The sequence below is a fragment of the Phaeodactylibacter sp. genome (assembly GCF_040219495.1).
Lineage (GTDB): Bacteria > Bacteroidota > Bacteroidia > Chitinophagales > Saprospiraceae > Phaeodactylibacter.
Map to the genome: position 1 here is coordinate 1 of NZ_JAVJSK010000012.1, position 19101 is coordinate 19101.

Sequence of the window (19101 nt, forward strand, 5' to 3'; positions counted from 1 at the left end):
CCATAGCAAAGGCAGCAGAAACCGCTTCTTTCTCCCAACAGGGGTCGTAGTTGGCACAAGATGAATCTGTAGGGTCATAGCATTCTTCGTCTTCCTTCCTGCAGCCGCTTGCCAGCAGTAGGGCCAGTGCCAGGATTAAGGCAGGATGGATTGCTTTTTGCATGGTATTATCTTTTTTTGAGGTTATTTGCTCCTTTTTTCTTCTCTATAAACCTGCAAAGCCGGGTGTTCTCTTGCTACAGGTCTTTCAAACGTGTATCCATTTCGATGAGATGTAGAAAAAGCTTTACCCCTCATCAATGCTTAAATGCTAGCCTGCTAAGCAAAATAAGGATGGGCAGGATTTTGATCGTACCAACTTCTAACATCTCTCACTCCACCTTCACCCCCTTGAAGGTCCTGGACACACGCTCCCCGTTGGCACTATCATAACTGTAGTCCATTGAGAGCTCCCGCCGGTCTGGAGACAGGGCTCCTACTCCACATACCCGGTTACAGTCAGGCTTGCCCAGGGCAGCGATGTAAAATTGTTTCAGGCCAATAGAAAGGTCTGGGGACTTAACAATGCACCCTTCAAACAGCCCTTCCAGACGCCAGCCCGGTTTGAACTCAATTTGAAAAGTCCTGGATTCATCATCTGTATTATAACCCTCCCATTTGCCAAATACGGCCGACCAACTGCCATCTGTGTATGTGTTGTCCAGCGGTTCCCTTACGTGAAGTATCTTTGTGACCGTATCGCGGGTATAGGCAGTGCCACCACATAAATCAGGATTGATCTTCTCTACGATCAGCGTGACGGGTACATCCCCGACTGCATTCTCTAAAAAGCCCAGATTGAACTGTCGCGTGGTCCATACCTGAGGGTCTGCACCTACCCTCCATTCGTAAGAGACATTACTCGCTTCCAGCTCGGACTGATCGGCCCGGAAGTAGATATCCCCACCGGTAGCGAAAACCGTGTCGACTTCAAACTCAAGATCTCTGGGCTCACCCCCATCACAATCCCAGTCGTACGTCGATATTGGAATAATCAGCATTTTAAAACTTGCATTTGCCGGTTCGTAGGCTAAACAGGGGTCATAGTTGGCGCATTCCGGGTTGGCAGGGTCAAGGCAGTCTTTCTCGCAAGCAGCAAACAGGAGCACGCCCATCAGGATCATAAATAGTGGCAACAACTTCATATTCCAGGTTTTTTTAAGTTTAGCTACAGCAGAAAAGCAAGGCGCCTGTGGCTAATGCTCAGTACAATTTGTACACTTTCCAAATTTACCGGTTTTGCCCCTCCCAGTCAAAGACAAAACCTCCCATTCCTAACACCCCATTTCAGCTAAGACATATCTACATCTGTCTCAACTACTTCAATTAAGTCTTCTTGCTCCGCATCAGAAAGCATATCCCATTCAGCAGCGGAGGCCATCAGATTGAGCGACAGAAGGAGCGCGATAATTGCGGGTATCATGGTTCAAAATGTTTGTATGGTTAATTGGACAGAACAAAACTATCACCATTGACCTTCCCGCTCAAGGACAAACTTTCCATTTCCTAACACCTCATTTTCAAAATAAAAAACACTTCATGCCTTCCGCTTTTTGAGATTTATGCCTATCTTAATGACAATTGCGCAAAACTCCATAACTCTCAATATGCTAAACCCGGTGCCCCGTGTGCCCCAACTAACGCCAATATGAAAGCGCTACGTGAACTCATTGACATTGTTACTAAGCACAAGAAAAAGCAAATGGAAGTGATCGGACTGGACAAAGACAGCCCGAACCGCTACGATGAATTCTATGATCTGCTCGTTACTGAGCAACTACCCACAGACCAAGATGCGGCTCAGTATTTCTTTGGGCAAGACAAGTCCGCTTCCTTTACCCAATACCGCAACTTCCGGAATAAATTCTTCCGGAGGCTGGTCAATGCTGTCTTTTTGCTGGATGTCAAGAAGCCGATGTTTAGTGAGGTGCAAACTGCTATGTATAATTGCAAGAAAAGCACAGCAGCAGCAAGAATACTAGCATTAAAAGGTGCTAAATGGGCAGCATTTGAAGTAGCTGAAAAGACAATAAAGCACGCAATTATGTACGAGTCTTTCTACGAAATATTAGATCTTGCCAGAATCATCCGGACAAAATATGTATTTTATAAACCTGATATAGAAAAACAACTAGAGTATGAAGCCTTGATTTCAAAAACACTTCTGGACTTAGAATTAATACTCAAAGCCGAACGCATATATTATGAATTACTTAGTCCCTACACCCTCTCCAAAAGTAGCAAACCAGAGATCGCTGCCAAAGCAGGCAACTACCTTGAGGAGCTCAAAGCTGATCTTCCGAAATCCGATGCCTACTTTTTTAGGTACCTCTATTATGTCATTGCCAAGCTAGCCTGCACTACCCGTCACGACTACCGGGGCTCCATGAAGGTTTGTAAGGAAGCGATTGCTGACCTGAAAAAAAGAAAAGCTGCAACGCCTCCAGCCATTGCCACATTCCTGCAGCCCCTGATTGTCGCCGCCACTATGCTCGGCCAATACGAAAAAGCAGAAGCTGCCGCTGCCCAACTCGAAGGCTTGAATTTACCCGGCTCTCACAACTGGTACAAAGGCATGGAGGTGCTCGTCTTCTTCCGCCTGCACCAGCAAAACTATCAGGAAGCTTACCGGGTCTTCAAACAAGCGCGGAACCACAAGCGGTTCTCTCATCTTTCGGCAGCCAATCAGGAGCAATGGTACCTCTTTGAAGCTTATGTCCATCTGCTGATTGCGATGGGTAAGATTAAGCGGTCAGAGGCGGAGGAAAAGCGTTTGAAACTCCGCCCGGCCCGGTTGCTTAATCAGGTGCCGCTGTTTTCTAAAGACAAGCGGGGGCTGAATATTCCTATTCTGATCGTACACGCCATTTACCTGCTCCACCTGCGCCGGTACGAGGAGGCATACGACCGTATGCAGGCGCTGGAAAAATACGCTGGCCGGCACCTCAAAGCGACTGATGACAACTTCCGGTCCTATTGTTTCATCAAAGCGCTCTCTAAAATCCCGGATTCTGACTATAACCCGGAGGCGGCACAGCAAGCCGCAGCGGACCTGCTCCGGGAAATGGGGCAGCACTCGCTGCAGTTTGCGGATACGCCACATGAGGTGGAGAATATGCCCTACGAGCACCTGTGGGCTTTGGCCATGGAGGCATTAGGTGCTTTGTCAAGATTGAAACAACGGATAAGCTGCTGAGCCCAGGCAAGGTTGACAGCTACGCTTCGCTACGTCGACCTGAGAAGGTGGAGTCCTGTAAACGCCCATAAAAAAACCGGAAACCTGCATTTTGCAAGCCTCCGGTTATCGTGTTTTTCCTGGCGCTTTCCTTTACAGGTGCCGCTCCGCGTGGTAGCTTGAGCGTACCAAAGGCGCGCTTTCCACAAAGTCAAAGCCTTTAGACAGGCCGACTTCCTTGTATTCTGCAAATTTATCCGGATGGACAAATTCCACTACATCAAGGTGCATCTTGGTCGGCTGCAGGTACTGACCAATCGTCATCACATCACAACCGTGTTCAAGCAGGTCATCCATCGTTTGGTAAACCTGCTCATCGGTTTCGCCCAGGCCCACCATAATGCCTGATTTGGTGCGCTTGCCAAAGTCCTTGGTACGCTTGATCTGTTCAAGGCTACGGTGGTACTTCGCTTGCGGCCGTACCTTTCGGTAAAGGGCTTCCACGGTCTCCATATTGTGTGAAACGACTTCCTGTCCGGCGCTGATCATGCGCTCCAATGCCCACCAAGTGGCTCTTACATCAGGGATCAGGGTTTCGATAGTCACCTCAGGCGTACGCGCTTTGACCGCACGTACGGTTTGATGCCAAACCTCCGCTCCACGGTCTTTGCGCTCATCCCGGTTGACAGAAGTGATTACAGCATGCTTGACCTGCATCAGGTCGATAGCCTCGGCTACACGGCGGGGCTCATCCTCGTCGTACTCCGGCGGCCGACCGGTCTTCACTGCGCAAAAGGAGCAGGACCGGGTACAAGTATTGCCTAATATCATAAAGGTAGCAGTACCTGCACCCCAGCATTCACCCATATTCGGGCAGTTGCCGCTTTGGCAAATGGTGTTCAGGTTGTAATCATCCACCAGGTTGCGGACTTTTTTATAGCTCGGTCCGATGGGTAGTTTTACACGTAGCCAATCCGGCTTTTTCCGGCGCTGTTCTTTGCTTTCTACTACAGGTAATTCCAGCATTGGGGAATCGTTTTTATGGCTTTCGCAAAATCTGAATACAGGCTTTTGCGGTAATGTATTTTCGCTCAGTCAACAGCCGAAACCGGCTGATAGTTTTCAGGTGGAGCCGGATCATTTCACTGCCCTGATGGATTGCCTGCTAAGTATTCAAGCTTGACCGTTCAGCAAAAGATCGGTTCCCTACCAGCGTTTTCCGAGTTGCAAATTTACGTAAAGATTGATAAAGAAAGGGCGGTTCTCTGTATTCGCCACCTGAGGAGATTCAATCATAATAGGCACGGTGCGGGTAAAGACATCGACCATAACACCGGCTTCAATGGCTTTAACAAACTCATCGAAAGCGCCCCAGTCGAAATGTAGCGCAAATTTGCCATGCAGGCCAGGAATCGCACTAAGCTCAGCGAGTCCCTGCGCAAAGCCTGAAGAGCCATAGATACGGCTGATTTCCAAAAAAGTATTAGCGTTGGCTTCCTCAAATTTTTCACTCCGCACCACGAAGTTGTCAGGACTTCCTGGCTCCGCCGACCTGATAAGTTCCAGATAGTAAGGCTTAAGCAGGCCGAGAGATGCCCCCCCCTCGTAGGTGATACCTACCGCAACACCACGCCGTTTGGCTTTTTCGGAGAAATACCGCTTCTCACCAAAACCTGCACGCAGGACGAAGAAGTTGTTTTGCTTCCCAAAGACAAAAGCACGGGAGACCCGGGCCGACTGCCGCTGAAAGTCGAAGCTTTGGCGGTACTCTTTAGGGTGTTTGAGTTCTCCAAACTCAATATTGATGTACCGGGTGAGGTAATAGGTCTTCAACCGGGCAAAATTGACGCCAAAAGCAAACCCATTCGTTTGCAGGAGCTTCAGGTCAGCCGTAACCTCACGGTTGTATACGATCCCTTCAGACTCATCATAAATATTTTGATTGGTCTCGAAGGTCTGCTGTGCGAAGAGTGGCACAAAACTTAGCAGAAAAAACAGAAAGGTAACAGATCGTAACTTCAGCATATCAGTTGTAGTAGTCCTTGGTCCGAAAGGTAGCAGGCAATAGTACGCTCGCCCAACGGCATTGGAGGTGAAAACGGTATAAATACTACATTATTTTGCCCCAAAGGTTCAATGCCCTTTATGGGCAAAACCGATGAGTACAGTCTGCGTTGGCAAATGCAATGGGAAACAAACGAGGTGGAAGCAGGCGCTATTGGGCCGCATTGCTCCTAATGGCCTCATTTACACCGATGCTGCATTGGTCAAAGGACTATAAAGCAGAAGGAGGGTCGGCAAAACCTGCCCCTCTCGCTTAATTTGTCTCAATTTATACAAAAATGCCAAATAATGCCAGTTGCATCAGTGCAAGAAGGCAAATTCTCTTTGTTGCTGATAGAGGGCGGCTGTATTTTCGAGTTGCAGCTTTTTTCGCAACCTGAGGGCTTCAAAGGTGCAACGCTCAATCGTAAGCCGGAGCCGAAAGGGCGACTGTGGCACAAGATGTACGGTAAGGTGGTAATAGCCGATCAAAACCGGATGGGGGCTATCGACAAAGCGAAAGGACACCGGGAACTGATCCGGGGGCAAATCTATCAAAGCGTCCCAGATGCTGTCCAATAAAGGGAAGTCGTCGCGCATAGAGTGATGCAGGAGCCAATGACGCGGAAAAAGCGCGCCATCTGCCTGCAGGGAATACCCTTGACGGGACAGGATTAGGATTTGTTGCTGTGACATATAATCGTTTTTGGGCGTCTGTGCCGGTGGGGTTTGTCAATACGTCACCAACTCTTTTGCAATGTCCATAAAAAGGGCTTCTACGTTTTCTCCGGTTTTTGCACTGGTTAAAAAATCGGGTTTGAAGGTACGCTCCAGAATTCCGAGGTCCTCGTCAGAAATGAGGTCCTTTTTGTTGCCCACTACTTTAATCAGGCAGCCTGGTAATATTTTCTGGATCAGCTTCAGGTCACTTTTCAAATTATCGGCGGTTTGTTTCCTCGACAAGTCGAAGACGTAAATCACAGCGCTTGCGCCCAGAAAGTACGTGCGGGGCACTTTCTTTTGGGATACTTCCCCGGCAATATCCCAAAGAATTAATGACAGCGGTTCCCCATTGACATCCACCACCCGCTTGTCTACCTTGACGCCTATCGTGGTCAGGTACTGCTCACTAAACGTATTGTAGACAAAACGATGAAATAAAGATGTTTTCCCCACTGCAAAACTCCCCGTAACCAGGATTTTCCTGCTGACCATCTAACATACATTTTATCCCCCAGCTGCTATTGCAAAAACCCATTCAGGCACGGCTAGGCACTCAGGGGCGTTGTTTTCATGAAGTATTCCTTCAGGGCATTGCCCAAATGAAGATGCAAAGAGGCGTCATCCACCCTGATCTTCCGGGCGAGTTCGTTTTGAACGAAGGTAGTAATCTGATTAGATAACTCTTCCTGCTCTTTTGTCGTCATCTTGCCTTCTACCGCCAATGCAACGTAATAAGTGTGGAAATCCTGGATCAGGATTTGATACCCTGCATATTCAATGAGTTCAAGCTGTGTGGCACCTCGCCGGAAGGCATCCACTACAAAGGACTTAATAGCCGTAAGCATGCCCGCAATCAGCTCTTTGTCCACGACCTGCTGTGTGGAGGCGCTGCCGAGCAGTAGCCCGGAGTGCTGTTCAATTATATAAGCCTCCCTAACCTTGGGCAAAGCCGCGTTGCGCAGCACCAAATCTGCCTCCTGAACGCCCGCTGCCCTGAAAAAACGGTCACGCAAACGCGCCAGGAAGCTGCGCTGTAGCTGCTGCTCCACACTCGCTCTTAGTTCCTGAAGCTGCTGAGCGATGTACTTTCGGATCATCGTGCCCATAACCGGGTACAGCATATCAATCATTTCTTCCTGCGACTCTTTGATCTTCCGCTCCACCATCCGGTCTACCACCAGCTGATAGGTTTTGGGGAAGTGTGCTTCAAATTCGGTGAGCTGCTCTTCGATGATAGGGACAACCCGCTCGGCCAGAGGCGCTTTCTCTTCGAGTATGTTGTGGATATGCGTAATCCGCTCCTGCTCCGGGCGGAGCAAGATCGTGCGCAGCTGCTGCAGGGGGTCCGATTGATGTTCAGGCTGCTGACTCACGGGCATCAGGCTTCTTCGGATAACTGACTGATCTGCTGGCCCAGCTCGCTGAGCATATGGCCCAGGCGTACGCGGTCTGCACTGCTTACCGTTTCAATCTTCTCGCCCAGCGTTGCACCTTGCTGCTGCAGTTGTTGCTCCAGGGCCTGAAGGCGGCCGTTCATGCGCTGTTCGAGGGCAGCCTGAGCACTTTCCTGCCTGGCAACCCAGTCATCGATACGTTGCTCCAGCCGTTGCTCCAGGGCATCCAGTGCAGCCTGAAGGTCTTTAAACCGGGCGTTGTACTCGGTCATTTGCTCGCCCATCAGGATGTCCCGGATGGTGTTGATCTCTCCGAAAGTCGGTGTTTTTGTTTCAGCCATTAGGATTTGTTTTTTGCCACTGCACAAGCAGCAGTATAGGCATACTAGTTAATGATGGTGGAAGGGGGCATTGTTTTTGGCTGTTTATTTGTGGGTGACCATCATACAAAATTCGCCTTTAAGAACGTGTTGAGACTTTAGTAATCGGCCTGTCCCGGTGCACCGGGACACCTTTTTGCTTTTGCTTCGTCCCGAAAATCCTTCCCGCAAACTGCGGGACAGGTTATTTAGCTAAGGCTAAACTCCGGTTTCTGTGCCTCGCCTAACCAAAAAATGGTTAGTTTTCGACTAGAAGACAAAAGTCCCAACACGCTCTAAAGGTAGCCAATCCATATTTATAAAAACAACCTTTGTCCGATTTTCATACAGTTTCCTCTATTTTTGCCCTATGAAACTACTGGTCTATACCGCTCAGCCCACCAAACGGGCCTCTTATGCCTGTAGGGTCCTCTTTGAGTGCATCCTGGGCATGCCGGTGGAAATGACCAATAATTGGAGCCGCTTTTTGTCAGCGGATACCCTCAGGATGATATACGGGCGCCCACCTGCCCGATCCGGCCTGCCCTGGCTCCCCTGTGTACCGCTACTGCGCGAAACAGGTGTCCACCCTATTCCCTACACCGTACGAGACTTCGACCAACGCCCGGCTGCCTGCTTCGTGCCCGACAGCGCATCTGCCCTGTTGCCATTTGACCTGCTTGCCTTCACGTTCCTGCTGGTCACCCGCTACGAAGAATACCTTCCCTTTCAGAGCGATCAGCACGGGCGTTTTCCGGCAACTGCCAGCCTTGCCCACCGATACGGCTTCCTCCACCGCCCGGTTTTGCAGGAATGGGGGGCAGAGCTTTGGAAGCGGCTCAAGGCCCACTACCCTACCCTGCCTGACCATCGCCCCCGGTATCAGTTCCGGCCTACTTACGATGTAGATATGGCCTGGGCTTATCGGTACCGGCCGTTATGGCGACAGCTTGCGGGGCTTGCCAGAGACACCCTGACCGGCAACACCCGGCTTATCCGCGAGCGGATTGGTGTACTGAGAAGCAAAACAAATGACCCCTTTTACACCTTCGCCGAATTGGAGCGCCTGCATAGAGAATATGATCTCCACCCGATATTTTTCGTCCTCTTGGGCATGCACGGCCCTTACGACAAAAACCTGCCGCCCGAAGGACAACCGATGCAGGCACTGATTGCAGATTTAGCCCGTCAGGCTGATACCGGGCTCCACCCCTCTTACCGTTCCAATGAGCATCCTGAAGCCCTGCAGGCCGAAGTACAGCACTTTGCCCGCCTCACCGGTCAGCCTCCCCTGCGCAGCCGTCAGCATTTTCTCAAGCTAAGCTTTCCGGCTACCTACAGGCAGTTGATACAGGCCGGGATACAGGAAGACTACACCATGGGCTACGCTGATGCCACTGGCTTCCGGGCGGGCCTTGCGGTGCCTTACCCCTGGTACGACCTGGAAGCAGAATCTGAACAGCCTCTTACCCTCTACCCATTCGTACTGATGGACGTAACACTGAAACAATACCTTCATTTGTCATCTGAAGGAGCGATAGCAGAAATTCGGGCTCTTGTAAGCCAGATCAAAGCTACCGGAGGGCTATTTATCCCCCTTTGGCATAACAGTTCTTTTGCTAAGCACCACGGCTGGGCAGGCTGGGACAAAGTGCATGAGACGCTTTTGCAGTACGGGAAAGCCGAAAGCTGAGATTTTCCAGTTACGGATATGCTAAATTATGGCAGATAACCCCTATTTTGGACGCCGCAGCAAAAACGACCCACATGTTCAATCTAAGCCAAACGCCTTCCATCGCTAATCACTTCATCGCCGAGCTACGGGATGTCAATGTACAGGCCGACCGCATGCGCTTCCGCCGCAACCTGGAACGCCTGGGCGAAATACTGGCCTATGAGGTCAGTAAAACGCTTCATTATACACCAAATAACGTCGCGACACCACTGGGCGAAGCCGAAGTAGCCCTTAGCGACCAGAAAGTGGTGCTGGCGACCATCCTGCGGGCGGGCCTGCCGATGCATCAGGGCATGCTGCATTACTTCGATCATGCAGAGAGCGCCTTTGTATCTGCTTACCGCAAACACCACAAGGATGGCTCCTTTGACGTGCACGTGGAGTACATCTCCTGCCCTGACCTTACAGATAAGACGCTCATCATTGCCGATCCCATGCTGGCGACCGGCGCTTCCATGTCCCTGGCAATTGAGTCCCTGCTCGAGCACGGACAGCCTGCCGCAATCCACGTGATCACCGCAGTGGCAGCCACCGCCGGTGTGGAGCACCTGCAGCGGGTGATGCCGGAAGCCCACCTTTGGGTTGGCGCGGTGGACGAAGAGCTGACTGCAAAGTCCTACATCGTGCCCGGGCTGGGCGATGCCGGCGACCTCAGCTACGGGGAGAAGGTGCAGGAATAGCGGCTTTTTTTGCTTATCTTTCCAGTCATGAAGTATCCGATTGGCATACAGGATTTCCGCAAGATTCGTGAAGGTGGCTATGTCTATGTAGACAAGACGGAACACATTTACCGTATTTTGCAAGGAGCGGATTATTTCTTCCTGTCCCGCCCCCGCCGTTTTGGCAAAAGCCTGCTGCTATCCACCATGAATGAGCTATACCGTGGCAACCGGGAGCTGTTCGAAGGCTTATGGATCGACAATCATTGGGACTGGGAAGGGATGCAACGGCCGGTGATTTGGCTGAAGTTCAGCTCGTTCAAGTATAAAGGCAACGACCTGAAAAAAGCGATACAGGAAGGAATAGAAGAAGTTGCAGCAGGTCTGAATATTGCGCTTGATCACGGTGCGTTTGTCAACCCCTTGCAAGACCTCATCCAAAAAGCGCATAATCAGTACGGTCAAAAAGTGGTCCTGCTCATTGATGAATACGATAAGCCCATTATTGACTATCTGGATGAGCCCGGACAGGCTGAGGCCAACCGGGATATCCTTAAGTGGCTGTACTCCATCCTAAAAGACAGCGACCCTTACCTGGAGCTCGTTTTCATCACCGGCGTTTCTGCTTTCAGCAAAGTCAGTATTTTTTCTGATCTCAACAACCTCTACAATCTTTCCCTGGTAGCCGCTGCCCGCACCTTGCTTGGCATCACGCAGGATGAGCTGGAGCATTACTTTGCGGAGCCTCTGGCGCGTGTCGATAAGGCAAAAGTCCGGCAATGGTACAACGGCTATTCCTGGGGTGGTACGGAGAAAGTCTACAACCCGTTTTCTATACTCAGCTTTTTCCAGGGTGGGGGAGAGTACAGCAATTTCTGGTTTGAAACCGGCACGCCTACTTTCCTGATCCGGGAAATGAAAAAACGGGCTTACTATTTCCCGGAGCGCATCGAGGTCTCGCAAAACAAGATCAATGCCTTTGATCTTACGCGCCTGGACCCCATTTCCGTACTTTTCCAGACCGGCTACCTGACCATCCTGAAGTACGAGCCAGAAGACCATCTGTACACGTTGGATTACCCGAATATGGAAGTCCGCCAATCAATGGAGCAAAGCCTGCTGCACGAATACCTCGAAGGCCCGATACAAGACCCCCTGGCAAGGGTGGCCGGGCTGCGCAATGCACTGCGGGAAGGCGATATCGAAGGCATGGTCCGCATCATCAATGCGCTGTTTGCCTCCATGCCCTATGATCTTTGGCCGCAGCAGCAAACCGAGCGTTTCTTCCACGCCATTATCCACCTCACTTTTGACCTGTTGGGGACTTACATCCGTTCGGAGGTGCATACCGCTAACGGGCGCTGCGATGCCCTTGTGGAAACGGCCGATCGCATCTACGCCTTGGAGTTCAAACTTGACAAAAGCGCAACGGAAGCCCTGCAGCAGGTTTTTGACAAAGGCTACCTGCAGCCCTATGCCGATTCGCCCAAACAGCGTATCGCAGTAGGGATGAATTTTTCTTCGGAAGAACGAGCGGTGGTGGCGTGGGAAAGTGAGGGGCTTTAGGCCCTTACTGCCTCGAAATCACAAGCCGCCCACGCCCTGCTACCTGCCCATCAGCATCAAGCACTTGAACTTCGTACAGTCCGGCGGGTAGATGCTCAGTAGGCAAGGGTGCGCCACTATGCAAGGGCGTCTTCCTGACAATTGACCCTGTAGCATGCATGACCAACACCTGCACGTTTTCCTGGTCCAAGCCAGCCAAAGACCAATGCACCAGAGCACCGGATGCTACCGGATTTGGAAAAAGCTTTAGTACTCCGGGAGGCCGTTCCTCCGTGATATCAGCACTAACAAATTCTACTTCAAAAGGCCAGGTCTCTTCACAATTATTGGCATCGGTGATGGTGAGTTGATAAATGCCAGGAGGCAAACCACTGAGGGAAGGCATGTTGCTGCCCGTGCTCCAGTTGTAATTATACGGAGGCGTACCTCCGGAAACACTTTGCAGAAAAATACTGCCTCCCACTGTTTCATTGGCAGGAGTCACTATAGATTCCACATGAATAGGCATTTGTTCAGGGACCGTAACGGTTAGTGTATCCCGGCAATTGCTGGCATCGGTAATGGTGAATTGATAACTTCCGGCAGGCAGGCTGTCAGGCCGTATTCCTGAAACTCCATTCCCTGACCAGGAGTAGGTGAGCGGAGCCTCTCCGGTAGGAGCAAAGAAAACTACCCCATCCTCTCCTTCGGCACATAGAGGCGCAGCAACAGAATCTACCGAAAGTTCAAAGCTCAGGCGTTCATAAGCGCCTAAGTCTACGATACCCTCCAGTATCCGATTGTTGTCTTCCAGGTCGGTGTCAGAAGTCACGACCTCATTTTGCCCTGTATTGAGTGCAGGTGAGCAAGCCGACAGTCTCAAGTCTCCTGATAAAGTGTCCAGAAAATGGGGGTAGACCTCATGGATAACCTGATCTCCAAAGGCTTCCGGGCAGCCTAATAACCCAACGCAGGGCGGGGAGCTAATGAGTGTATAGTCGATGTCAAAGTCATAGTAATTTTCCAAGCCGACATTATTTACAAGACTGTTGTAAAAAATACCTTTTGGCTCTTCAATAGCCGTTTGCTCTTCCCAGAAAATACTATTCCGTACCTGAAGCCTGTTAATCCAGGTGTCCGGTCCCGGTTCCGCCTTCCAGTTTTTAATGACGGGATTTAATCCGTTATTGAAAAATGTACAATGGTTGACAGTAGTGTACAATTCAGCATTTTGCTGGATATAAAGCCCTAATGCGCCTTCGTTTCGATCGAAAATACTATTGCGGATATTGAGATTGCCTATATCCACCCCCACAGAGGAGCCAGAGACAAACGCCCAAATTGCAGCTCCGGATTTTTTTGTGGGTGCCTTATTCTCTAAAAACTGACAAGATTCGAAAGTAAAGTCATCAATAACATCAGAAAGATTGCTGCCTTGATAAGTAAGAGAAACAGCCTGTCCAATGTTGTTGTCGAATGTTGAGTTTTCTACCCGACCTGAAAAGACACTGCTCCCGGTGCCCAGATGAAGAGCGCTCCCTTTTTGGGTATCAGAGATATTTTCCTGAAACAAACAATTTCGAATAGCAAACCCTAAACTATCCCCCGCATCTGCCATAACACTGGTACTATACAACAAGATACCTCCTCCGTTAGTAGCAACTGCATTACGTTGAAATACACAATCCTGAAAAGTGATTTGCCCTGTACCATTTGAATTATTAATTATGGCTCCGGCGCCTTCCCGGGCATAATTATCACCAAATATGACATCCTGAACCCTAAACTGACCGGTACCTGTCACTGACAATCCGCCTCCGCTAAGCGCGTGATTATTCACAAAGGTATCACGCAACAGCCCGTAATCAGGAAAGATATCCGTATTCACCGAATTTAGATTTAGCCCTCCTCCTTGAAAGAAAGCTTGGTTTTGTTCAAATCTGCAATCCTGTAAGCGTGGCCAGCCGATAGCCTCATTTCGGATTTCTCCATGCACTGCACCACCGAATCGGGCACGGTTATTTTGAAAAACGCAGTGTGAAATCATGGGCATATTGGCAGGCATAGCTTCATTACTCCATACCAGTAGCCCCCCACCCGAACTATTGGGGCCAAGCAGTTGAGTAGAGTCCAAGCCCTGTCCTCCTTCTATCGTAAAACCATCCAACCGGGAGAGGCTATCCGTTCCAATAGCCTGAACGACATGATATACATTGTCTGTACTATCTCCTTGTATACCAATATCACCGGAAAGAATAGCAGGAAAGAGATAAGGCTGACGCTCCTCTGAGGTAAGCTCGATCCCCTGAAATCCCCCGAGTACGGTAACGCCAGGCTGCAACAAGAACGAAGAATAGCGGTCAGTACTATTAAAAAAAGTAAAATCAGTGGGCAGGTAGGTGCCATTTGCCACCCAGATAGTGTCCCCCGGATTAGCATAAAACAGCCCCTCCTGTAAGTTGTCAAAAGCATTAGACCAGCTTGAACCATTCTTTAGCCCACCTTGTACATCTGTATCAACATACCATATCGAGGCAGTGGGGCGTTCCCAGTCACAATTGACATCATACTCAAGCCCTTCATTAGTCCAGACGCAGCCCAGCAAAAAACTAAAGAGATCACCACTTGCTGGATAAAGTAAATAAAAGGGGTGGCGATAGTCTCCGTAACCAGCTGTCCATATCGTAAAATCAAGAACCGTTGCCTGTAGATCGGTACTGCCTAAAAATATAGTTTTATGGTACGTCCCTGCAATTTCCACACTATCTGTGTTATAAACTACATAATCAAATGAAGTGGCAGGAGATACATTCTGAAAGGCCTCAAGTAGCCCAAAATGTAGTTTCATCGTATCCCCGATCTCAAGCGCGTAGTCATAAATCAAATACTCCGGTGCGGCACAGTCCAAACTGCGCCGGAAGTACCCTTTCTCACCTTCTGCTCTAAAATAGCCTGCAATCCGGTGCTGTTTACTGGCAGTATATTCTTCGATCATCTGCCAGAGCATTCCGCAAATTTGGATTTCCGAACCGTACTTATAGAGCAGTTGTTCGGTTTCTAAAGCTGGCGTTTGGCGCACTTGCCAGATTGGGTTATCAGAGCTCACAGGGAGGACCTGGGTTTGCGCCCAGCCCAGGTTTACCATTAGTATTAAAATTAGGATCAACACTTTGCGCATAAAGATAAATTTAGCTGCTAAGTTTCCAAGTTGGTTAGCTTATCATCTCTGAAATCCAAAAATCAAAATTTGAGAAAATATCCAGTTAAGCTTGTAGGGCAAGCGTAGAGCGTAGCATAATTTTATGTCTTAGAGCGTTTAACGATATTGTGAATCTAAGAGGTATTCATGATTTTTCAAAAAAACGAATTTTTCTTGTCTATAAGCTAGCTAAATTACTCTGATGACATAAAAAATCAATGCTGAAAAACCTCTACGCCAAATACTTCCCCACAATCGGCATTCGCCGCCCCATGCCAAATGCCTTTTCGGATACCCGCAGTACCGGAGCCATTTGGTGGCGCTTAAACTCGTTGATGTTGACCAGGCGGAGCACCCGGCGGACCAGCTTTTCATCGTAGCCTTTCTCAATGATGTCCTGCGGGCTGAGGCGGCGCTCGATGTATTGGAACAGGATTTCATCCAGGTCCTCATATTCGGGCAGGCTGTCGGTATCCTTTTGGTCGGGCTTGAGCTCAGCGGAAGGGGGCTTGGTGATGATGTTGTCGGGAATGATTTCCTCTTCCCGGTTGATATAGCGGCAAAGCTCAAAGACCTCCGTTTTGTAAAGGTCGCCGATGACGGACAAGCCGCCGCACATGTCGCCGTAAAGGGTGCCATACCCGACGGCCACCTCGCTTTTGTTGGACGTGTTGAGCAGGATGTTACCGAACTTATTAGACAAGGCCATGAGCAGGTTGCCCCGGGAGCGGGACTGCAGGTTTTCCTCGGCGATATTGAATTCGGTGGCCCAAAAGTGGGGCTTGAGCGCTTCCATAAAACTGTTGTAGATGGGCTCGATGGGGATGATGTCGTAGGGCGCACCCAGGTTTTCCGCCAGCTTCCGGGCATCTACAACCGAGTGGTCGGAGGAAAACTGTGAGGGCATCAGGACCAGGCGGACATTTTTCGCTCCCAGCGCCCGCACCGCCAGTACGGCCACCAAAGCCGAGTCTATCCCACCGGAAAGCCCCAGGATGGCCCGCTTGAAACCCAGTTTCCGGAAGTAATCGCGAATGCCCATCACCAGCGCATCGTGGATGAGGGTCATCTTCTCGCGGACCTGCAGCTGCTCCCGCCCGCCTTTGGTTACCTCGTCCAGATCGTACACCCGCACCGCCTCTGTGAAGTAAGGCAGTTCATCAAAGATTTTGCCATCTGGGGAGGCGACCATAGAGCCGCCGTCAAAAAGGATTTCCGTCTGCGCACCGCTGTGGTTGACGTAGAACATTGGAATGCCGTAGCGCTCCACATTAGCCCGGACGACTTTCGTGCGCGACGCGGCCTGCACGTAACTGAAGGGCGAAGCGGAAAGGTTGAGGATAAAGTCCGGCTGTTGCGGCATCAGCTGATCCATGGGCGAGATGGTGTAGAGCGGGTTCTCATTGGCGATGTTCCAGATGTCCTCACAAACCGTGAGGGCAATGCGCTTGCCTTTGAACTCCACCACCTTCCACTCCGAAGCCGGTTCGAAGTAACGGTACTCGTCGAAGATATCGTAGGTTGGCAGGAGGGTTTTGTGCTGCACCTGCTGTACTTTGCCATCAGCCAGAAAAAAGGCGGAGTTGTAATGGTCTTTGCCCTCAATCACCGGGTTTCTGGTTGGTGAGCCCACCACAATAGCGATGCCCTGTGCCGCTTTCGCCAGTTGCGCCACCGTGGCTTCCGCCAATTCAATGAAGTCCTCAAATTCCAGGAAGTCCCGGGGCGGATAACCCACGGTTGCCAGTTCGCTGAAGCAGATGAGGTCGGCTTGTTGAGCTTTAGCTTCCGCGACCGCCTGCAGCATTTTTTGCAGGTTGCCTTCAAAGTTGCCAATGTGGAAGTTGAGTTGTGCGATCGCTATCTTCATGTATCTTCGTTTGAAATCTAAACAAAGGTAAGAAAGGATGGTTTTAAATCAGAAATGAGCAGCGGGAATTCGGAATTTTTCCAACCTATCCCTTCTTCTAGCCAACGGAGCTTTATACGAAGTCGCACCGGCTTCTGCCCTCCAACTGCCAAATATTTTCTACATTCGTTTGGGATTATGAAAGGCTTAACAAACCTTTAATAGCCCTAAGTAGTCTTATATAGTGAGATGCAGCAGAGCGCACGGTTGCGCTCAAAGACAAAGCCGAGCAAAATATGAAGATCCGATTTTCCATAGTTACCCTTTTTCTACTAGGTGTTTTGAGCCTGAGCGCTCAGCAAAAAGAGAACCTGGTACAATTCTCCGGGATGATCCTTGATGGGACCGACGACCAGCTTTTCCCCGTGCCTTACACCAATATTCTCGTCAAAGACAAAGGCAGGGGTACTTATTCCGACCTGCGCGGTTTCTTTTCTATTGTAGTTGAAAAAGGAGATGTGATTATATTCTCTGCTATTGGGTACAAGACGGTGGAGTACCAGATTCCCGTGGATTTGGATGACAACCGCTACTCTATTGTGCAGCTCATGACACAAGATGCCATCAACCTTCCCGAAACGGTCGTTTTCCCCTGGCCTAGCCGGGAGCACTTCAAACTGGAGTTTCTGGCGATGGATGTCACGCCGGAGCTGCAGGCGCGGGCACAGGAAAACCTTGCCAACGATGCCCTTCGCCGCATGCGGAATGAGGTCATTCCGGATGGCCGGGAAAATGCAGATTTCTATCTGCGCCAGCAGTCACGCGACTTTTATCATATTGGCCAGCAGCCGCCCATGAATATCTTCAACCCCATTGCCTGGAAGCGGTTCTTTGACTCCTGGAAAGCCGGCGACTTCAAAAAGAAAGACGGCGACCAATAGTGCGAATCAGTTGGGCGTGTTTCACGCCTGGAAGCTTTGGTTTTGCTGTACTTTTATGTTTAGAGCCTGACAACCTGTTTCCGACAGGTCGCTAGGCATTCCTGCCAAATACTTTCCGCCCCCATATCAGGACCTGAAAACCATAGGTGCCCAGCCAGTAACCCAATGCAGCGAAGGACAGCATCCCCAGGGCTACATAGGTTTTCACGGAACGCAGGTTGATCTCCAGAAACTCGTAATAGACAAAATCAGTCACTACAAACACCGCGTGGATGATGTACAGTATCAGCAATACCCGGACGAGGGTGCGCAGGTAGAGTACTTTCCGCCATTCATGTGGATTGCGCTCCCGCCGTACTTCCAGCCGGCGCTGCCGGATATAGCGGTAAGCAAAGTAGAGATAGGCAAAAAAAGAAGTCAGGTAAAGCCCCTGCTCAAAGGCTCCATAGAAGGGATTGTAATAGACCCGGCCCAGGGCGGCTTTCACGGCAACTGGCTGCAAAAACACCACCACAAAGAACAGCAACTGCCCAACCGGCAGAACAAAATGCTTGGCGTCCGTCCACCGGATTTGATAGGAAGGATAAAGTGATAACTTGGCGTGGAAGAACAGCAGGACCGGAAAAGACAACGTGAAGTAGAGTGGCAGGAACTTCCCTTCCGGCCAGACTTCGTACAGCTCTATAAAATTGAAAATATTATGAATAAGGGTAAGCCCAAAAGTAATGAGCAATACCCCAAAAAAACAGTTAGACCTCCGGTCACCGGAGCGCTTGAAGAAGAACAGCCCGCCTATAAAAAGCGCCTGTACGACTCCGACCAACAGAAAAAAAAGCAATAAGTAAAAAAAGATGCTGCGGTCTCCCGTAACCAGAAAGTCCATAAAAGTTTAGCTGTTGAACTTCACGTTAATTTTGTTCCAGAGTGCTTCGATATGCTTCGTCTTCGCCTGTGGGCCGGTGATGCTGATCAGTACATAGACCCCGTTGCGGCCCCACATCCGAATGGCCTCCATATCTGCACCTGCCGATAGGATGGCCTGAAAACCACTGGCATCCGCTTCATATTTCAACTCTTTGGCGATGCCCTGATGTGACTCCTGGAAAGCTTCTTTTTCGAAGCTGTAGATTTTTTCCGGTGCCCAGTCCATAACGTTATGAGAGCCGGCGATGACCACCTGAATGTCGCCATCTTCTGCTTCAAGCAGGATACCGTCACCGTTGATCGGGCGGTCCTGTGCCAGGTGAAGCTCGCCCGGGTATTCCACACAAAAGCCAAAGCGATTGTTGCAGTATTCCAGAGGCCCCTGTGCAAAAGCGGTGTGCAGGCCCAAAACAGCGAAGAAAAGAGATAAGGTAATCTTGAGGTTTTTCATGGTTGTATTTTGAGCATTAAACGGTTTAAAGGATTACGATGGTAGAAAGATACAGCTATTTTGGC

General features: G+C 50.0%; 17 protein-coding genes. 5 read left to right on the forward strand and 12 right to left on the reverse strand.

Annotated elements, in window-relative coordinates; translation table 11 throughout:
- Window positions 1-371: 371 nt before the first annotated feature.
- A complete protein-coding gene (locus tag RIC19_RS02280) occupies window positions 372-1184 on the reverse strand; it encodes a hypothetical protein (RefSeq protein ID WP_350176412.1) in 813 nt (270 codons plus the stop codon).
- Between the two features lie 146 nt (window positions 1185-1330).
- Window positions 1331-1462 carry a hypothetical protein gene (locus RIC19_RS02285; RefSeq protein WP_350176414.1) on the reverse strand — a complete coding sequence of 44 codons (132 nt, stop codon included), beginning with the start codon at window positions 1460-1462 and terminating at the stop codon, window positions 1331-1333.
- Between the two features lie 225 nt (window positions 1463-1687).
- Between RIC19_RS02285 and RIC19_RS02290 the strand changes: the two genes are divergently transcribed.
- Window positions 1688-3235 carry a hypothetical protein gene (locus RIC19_RS02290; RefSeq protein ID WP_350176416.1) on the forward strand — a complete coding sequence of 516 codons (1548 nt, stop codon included), beginning with the start codon at window positions 1688-1690 and terminating at the stop codon, window positions 3233-3235.
- 132 nt (window positions 3236-3367) lie between these two features.
- Here the strand turns inward: RIC19_RS02290 and lipA are convergent, their stop codons facing one another.
- The 6 genes from lipA to RIC19_RS02320 form a co-directional block, all read right to left on the reverse strand.
- Window positions 3368-4240: a lipoyl synthase gene (lipA, locus tag RIC19_RS02295; protein WP_350176418.1), complete on the reverse strand. Its 873-nt coding sequence runs from the start codon at window positions 4238-4240 to the stop codon at window positions 3368-3370.
- A gap of 180 nt (window positions 4241-4420) precedes the next feature.
- Window positions 4421-5239: a hypothetical protein gene (locus RIC19_RS02300; protein WP_350176420.1), complete on the reverse strand. Its 819-nt coding sequence runs from the start codon at window positions 5237-5239 to the stop codon at window positions 4421-4423.
- Window positions 5240-5578: 339 nt separating this feature from the next.
- A complete protein-coding gene (locus tag RIC19_RS02305) occupies window positions 5579-5953 on the reverse strand; it encodes a hypothetical protein (protein ID WP_350176422.1) in 375 nt (124 codons plus the stop codon).
- 36 nt (window positions 5954-5989) lie between these two features.
- Window positions 5990-6472, reverse strand: a complete 483-nt coding sequence (locus tag RIC19_RS02310; RefSeq protein ID WP_350176424.1) for a Rab family GTPase — start codon at window positions 6470-6472, stop codon at window positions 5990-5992.
- A 53-nt stretch (window positions 6473-6525) separates the two neighbouring features.
- A complete protein-coding gene (locus RIC19_RS02315; RefSeq protein WP_350176426.1) occupies window positions 6526-7353 on the reverse strand; it encodes a hypothetical protein in 828 nt (275 codons plus the stop codon).
- Window positions 7354-7358: 5 nt separating this feature from the next.
- Entirely contained in the window at window positions 7359-7715 is a 357-nt protein-coding gene (locus RIC19_RS02320) for a hypothetical protein (protein WP_350176428.1), read from the reverse strand.
- Window positions 7716-8103: 388 nt separating this feature from the next.
- Here RIC19_RS02320 and RIC19_RS02325 point away from each other — a divergent pair, with 388 nt between their 5' ends.
- From RIC19_RS02325 to RIC19_RS02335, 3 genes are all read left to right on the forward strand, one after another.
- Window positions 8104-9426, forward strand: coding sequence for a polysaccharide deacetylase family protein (locus RIC19_RS02325; protein ID WP_350176430.1), 1323 nt, complete (start codon window positions 8104-8106; stop codon window positions 9424-9426).
- A 74-nt stretch (window positions 9427-9500) separates the two neighbouring features.
- Complete coding sequence (gene upp, locus RIC19_RS02330; protein ID WP_350176432.1) at window positions 9501-10148, forward strand: uracil phosphoribosyltransferase; 648 nt, start codon at window positions 9501-9503, stop codon at window positions 10146-10148.
- A 27-nt stretch (window positions 10149-10175) separates the two neighbouring features.
- On the forward strand, window positions 10176-11693 hold the full coding sequence (locus RIC19_RS02335) for a PD-(D/E)XK nuclease domain-containing ATP-binding protein (protein WP_350176434.1): 1518 nt from the start codon (window positions 10176-10178) through the stop codon (window positions 11691-11693).
- 4 nt (window positions 11694-11697) lie between these two features.
- Here the strand turns inward: RIC19_RS02335 and RIC19_RS02340 are convergent, their stop codons facing one another.
- Together RIC19_RS02340 and RIC19_RS02345 are read right to left on the reverse strand one after the other, a co-directional pair.
- Window positions 11698-14778 carry a right-handed parallel beta-helix repeat-containing protein gene (locus RIC19_RS02340; RefSeq protein WP_350176436.1) on the reverse strand — a complete coding sequence of 1027 codons (3081 nt, stop codon included), beginning with the start codon at window positions 14776-14778 and terminating at the stop codon, window positions 11698-11700.
- A 325-nt stretch (window positions 14779-15103) separates the two neighbouring features.
- On the reverse strand, window positions 15104-16741 hold the full coding sequence (locus tag RIC19_RS02345; RefSeq protein ID WP_350176438.1) for an NAD+ synthase: 1638 nt from the start codon (window positions 16739-16741) through the stop codon (window positions 15104-15106).
- A 275-nt stretch (window positions 16742-17016) separates the two neighbouring features.
- On the opposite strand from RIC19_RS02345, the gene RIC19_RS02350 reads away from it, so the two are divergent.
- Complete coding sequence (locus RIC19_RS02350; protein WP_350176440.1) at window positions 17017-17661, forward strand: carboxypeptidase-like regulatory domain-containing protein; 645 nt, start codon at window positions 17017-17019, stop codon at window positions 17659-17661.
- 91 nt (window positions 17662-17752) lie between these two features.
- Here RIC19_RS02350 and RIC19_RS02355 read toward each other — a convergent pair whose 3' ends face one another.
- Together RIC19_RS02355 and RIC19_RS02360 are read right to left on the reverse strand one after the other, a co-directional pair.
- Window positions 17753-18544: a hypothetical protein gene (locus RIC19_RS02355; protein ID WP_350176442.1), complete on the reverse strand. Its 792-nt coding sequence runs from the start codon at window positions 18542-18544 to the stop codon at window positions 17753-17755.
- Window positions 18545-18550: 6 nt separating this feature from the next.
- Entirely contained in the window at window positions 18551-19036 is a 486-nt protein-coding gene (locus RIC19_RS02360) for a hypothetical protein (protein ID WP_350176444.1), read from the reverse strand.
- Window positions 19037-19101: the final 65 nt, after the last annotated feature.

What these genes read in the sequence shown, in the direction of transcription:
- RIC19_RS02280 (WP_350176412.1), bottom strand. Translation starts at nt 1,184, where the DNA reads ATGAAGTTGTTGCCACTATTTATGATCCTGATGGGCGTGCTCCTGTTT.
- RIC19_RS02285 (WP_350176414.1), bottom strand. Translation starts at nt 1,462, where the DNA reads ATGATACCCGCAATTATCGCGCTCCTTCTGTCGCTCAATCTGATGGCC.
- RIC19_RS02290 (WP_350176416.1), top strand. Translation starts at nt 1,688, where the DNA reads ATGAAAGCGCTACGTGAACTCATTGACATTGTTACTAAGCACAAGAAA.
- lipA (WP_350176418.1), bottom strand. Translation starts at nt 4,240, where the DNA reads ATGCTGGAATTACCTGTAGTAGAAAGCAAAGAACAGCGCCGGAAAAAG.
- RIC19_RS02300 (WP_350176420.1), bottom strand. Translation starts at nt 5,239, where the DNA reads ATGCTGAAGTTACGATCTGTTACCTTTCTGTTTTTTCTGCTAAGTTTT.
- RIC19_RS02305 (WP_350176422.1), bottom strand. Translation starts at nt 5,953, where the DNA reads ATGTCACAGCAACAAATCCTAATCCTGTCCCGTCAAGGGTATTCCCTG.
- RIC19_RS02310 (WP_350176424.1), bottom strand. Translation starts at nt 6,472, where the DNA reads ATGGTCAGCAGGAAAATCCTGGTTACGGGGAGTTTTGCAGTGGGGAAA.
- RIC19_RS02320 (WP_350176428.1), bottom strand. Translation starts at nt 7,715, where the DNA reads ATGGCTGAAACAAAAACACCGACTTTCGGAGAGATCAACACCATCCGG.
- RIC19_RS02325 (WP_350176430.1), top strand. Translation starts at nt 8,104, where the DNA reads ATGAAACTACTGGTCTATACCGCTCAGCCCACCAAACGGGCCTCTTAT.
- upp (WP_350176432.1), top strand. Translation starts at nt 9,501, where the DNA reads ATGTTCAATCTAAGCCAAACGCCTTCCATCGCTAATCACTTCATCGCC.
- RIC19_RS02335 (WP_350176434.1), top strand. Translation starts at nt 10,176, where the DNA reads ATGAAGTATCCGATTGGCATACAGGATTTCCGCAAGATTCGTGAAGGT.
- RIC19_RS02345 (WP_350176438.1), bottom strand. Translation starts at nt 16,741, where the DNA reads ATGAAGATAGCGATCGCACAACTCAACTTCCACATTGGCAACTTTGAA.
- RIC19_RS02350 (WP_350176440.1), top strand. Translation starts at nt 17,017, where the DNA reads ATGAAGATCCGATTTTCCATAGTTACCCTTTTTCTACTAGGTGTTTTG.
- RIC19_RS02355 (WP_350176442.1), bottom strand. Translation starts at nt 18,544, where the DNA reads ATGGACTTTCTGGTTACGGGAGACCGCAGCATCTTTTTTTACTTATTG.
- RIC19_RS02360 (WP_350176444.1), bottom strand. Translation starts at nt 19,036, where the DNA reads ATGAAAAACCTCAAGATTACCTTATCTCTTTTCTTCGCTGTTTTGGGC.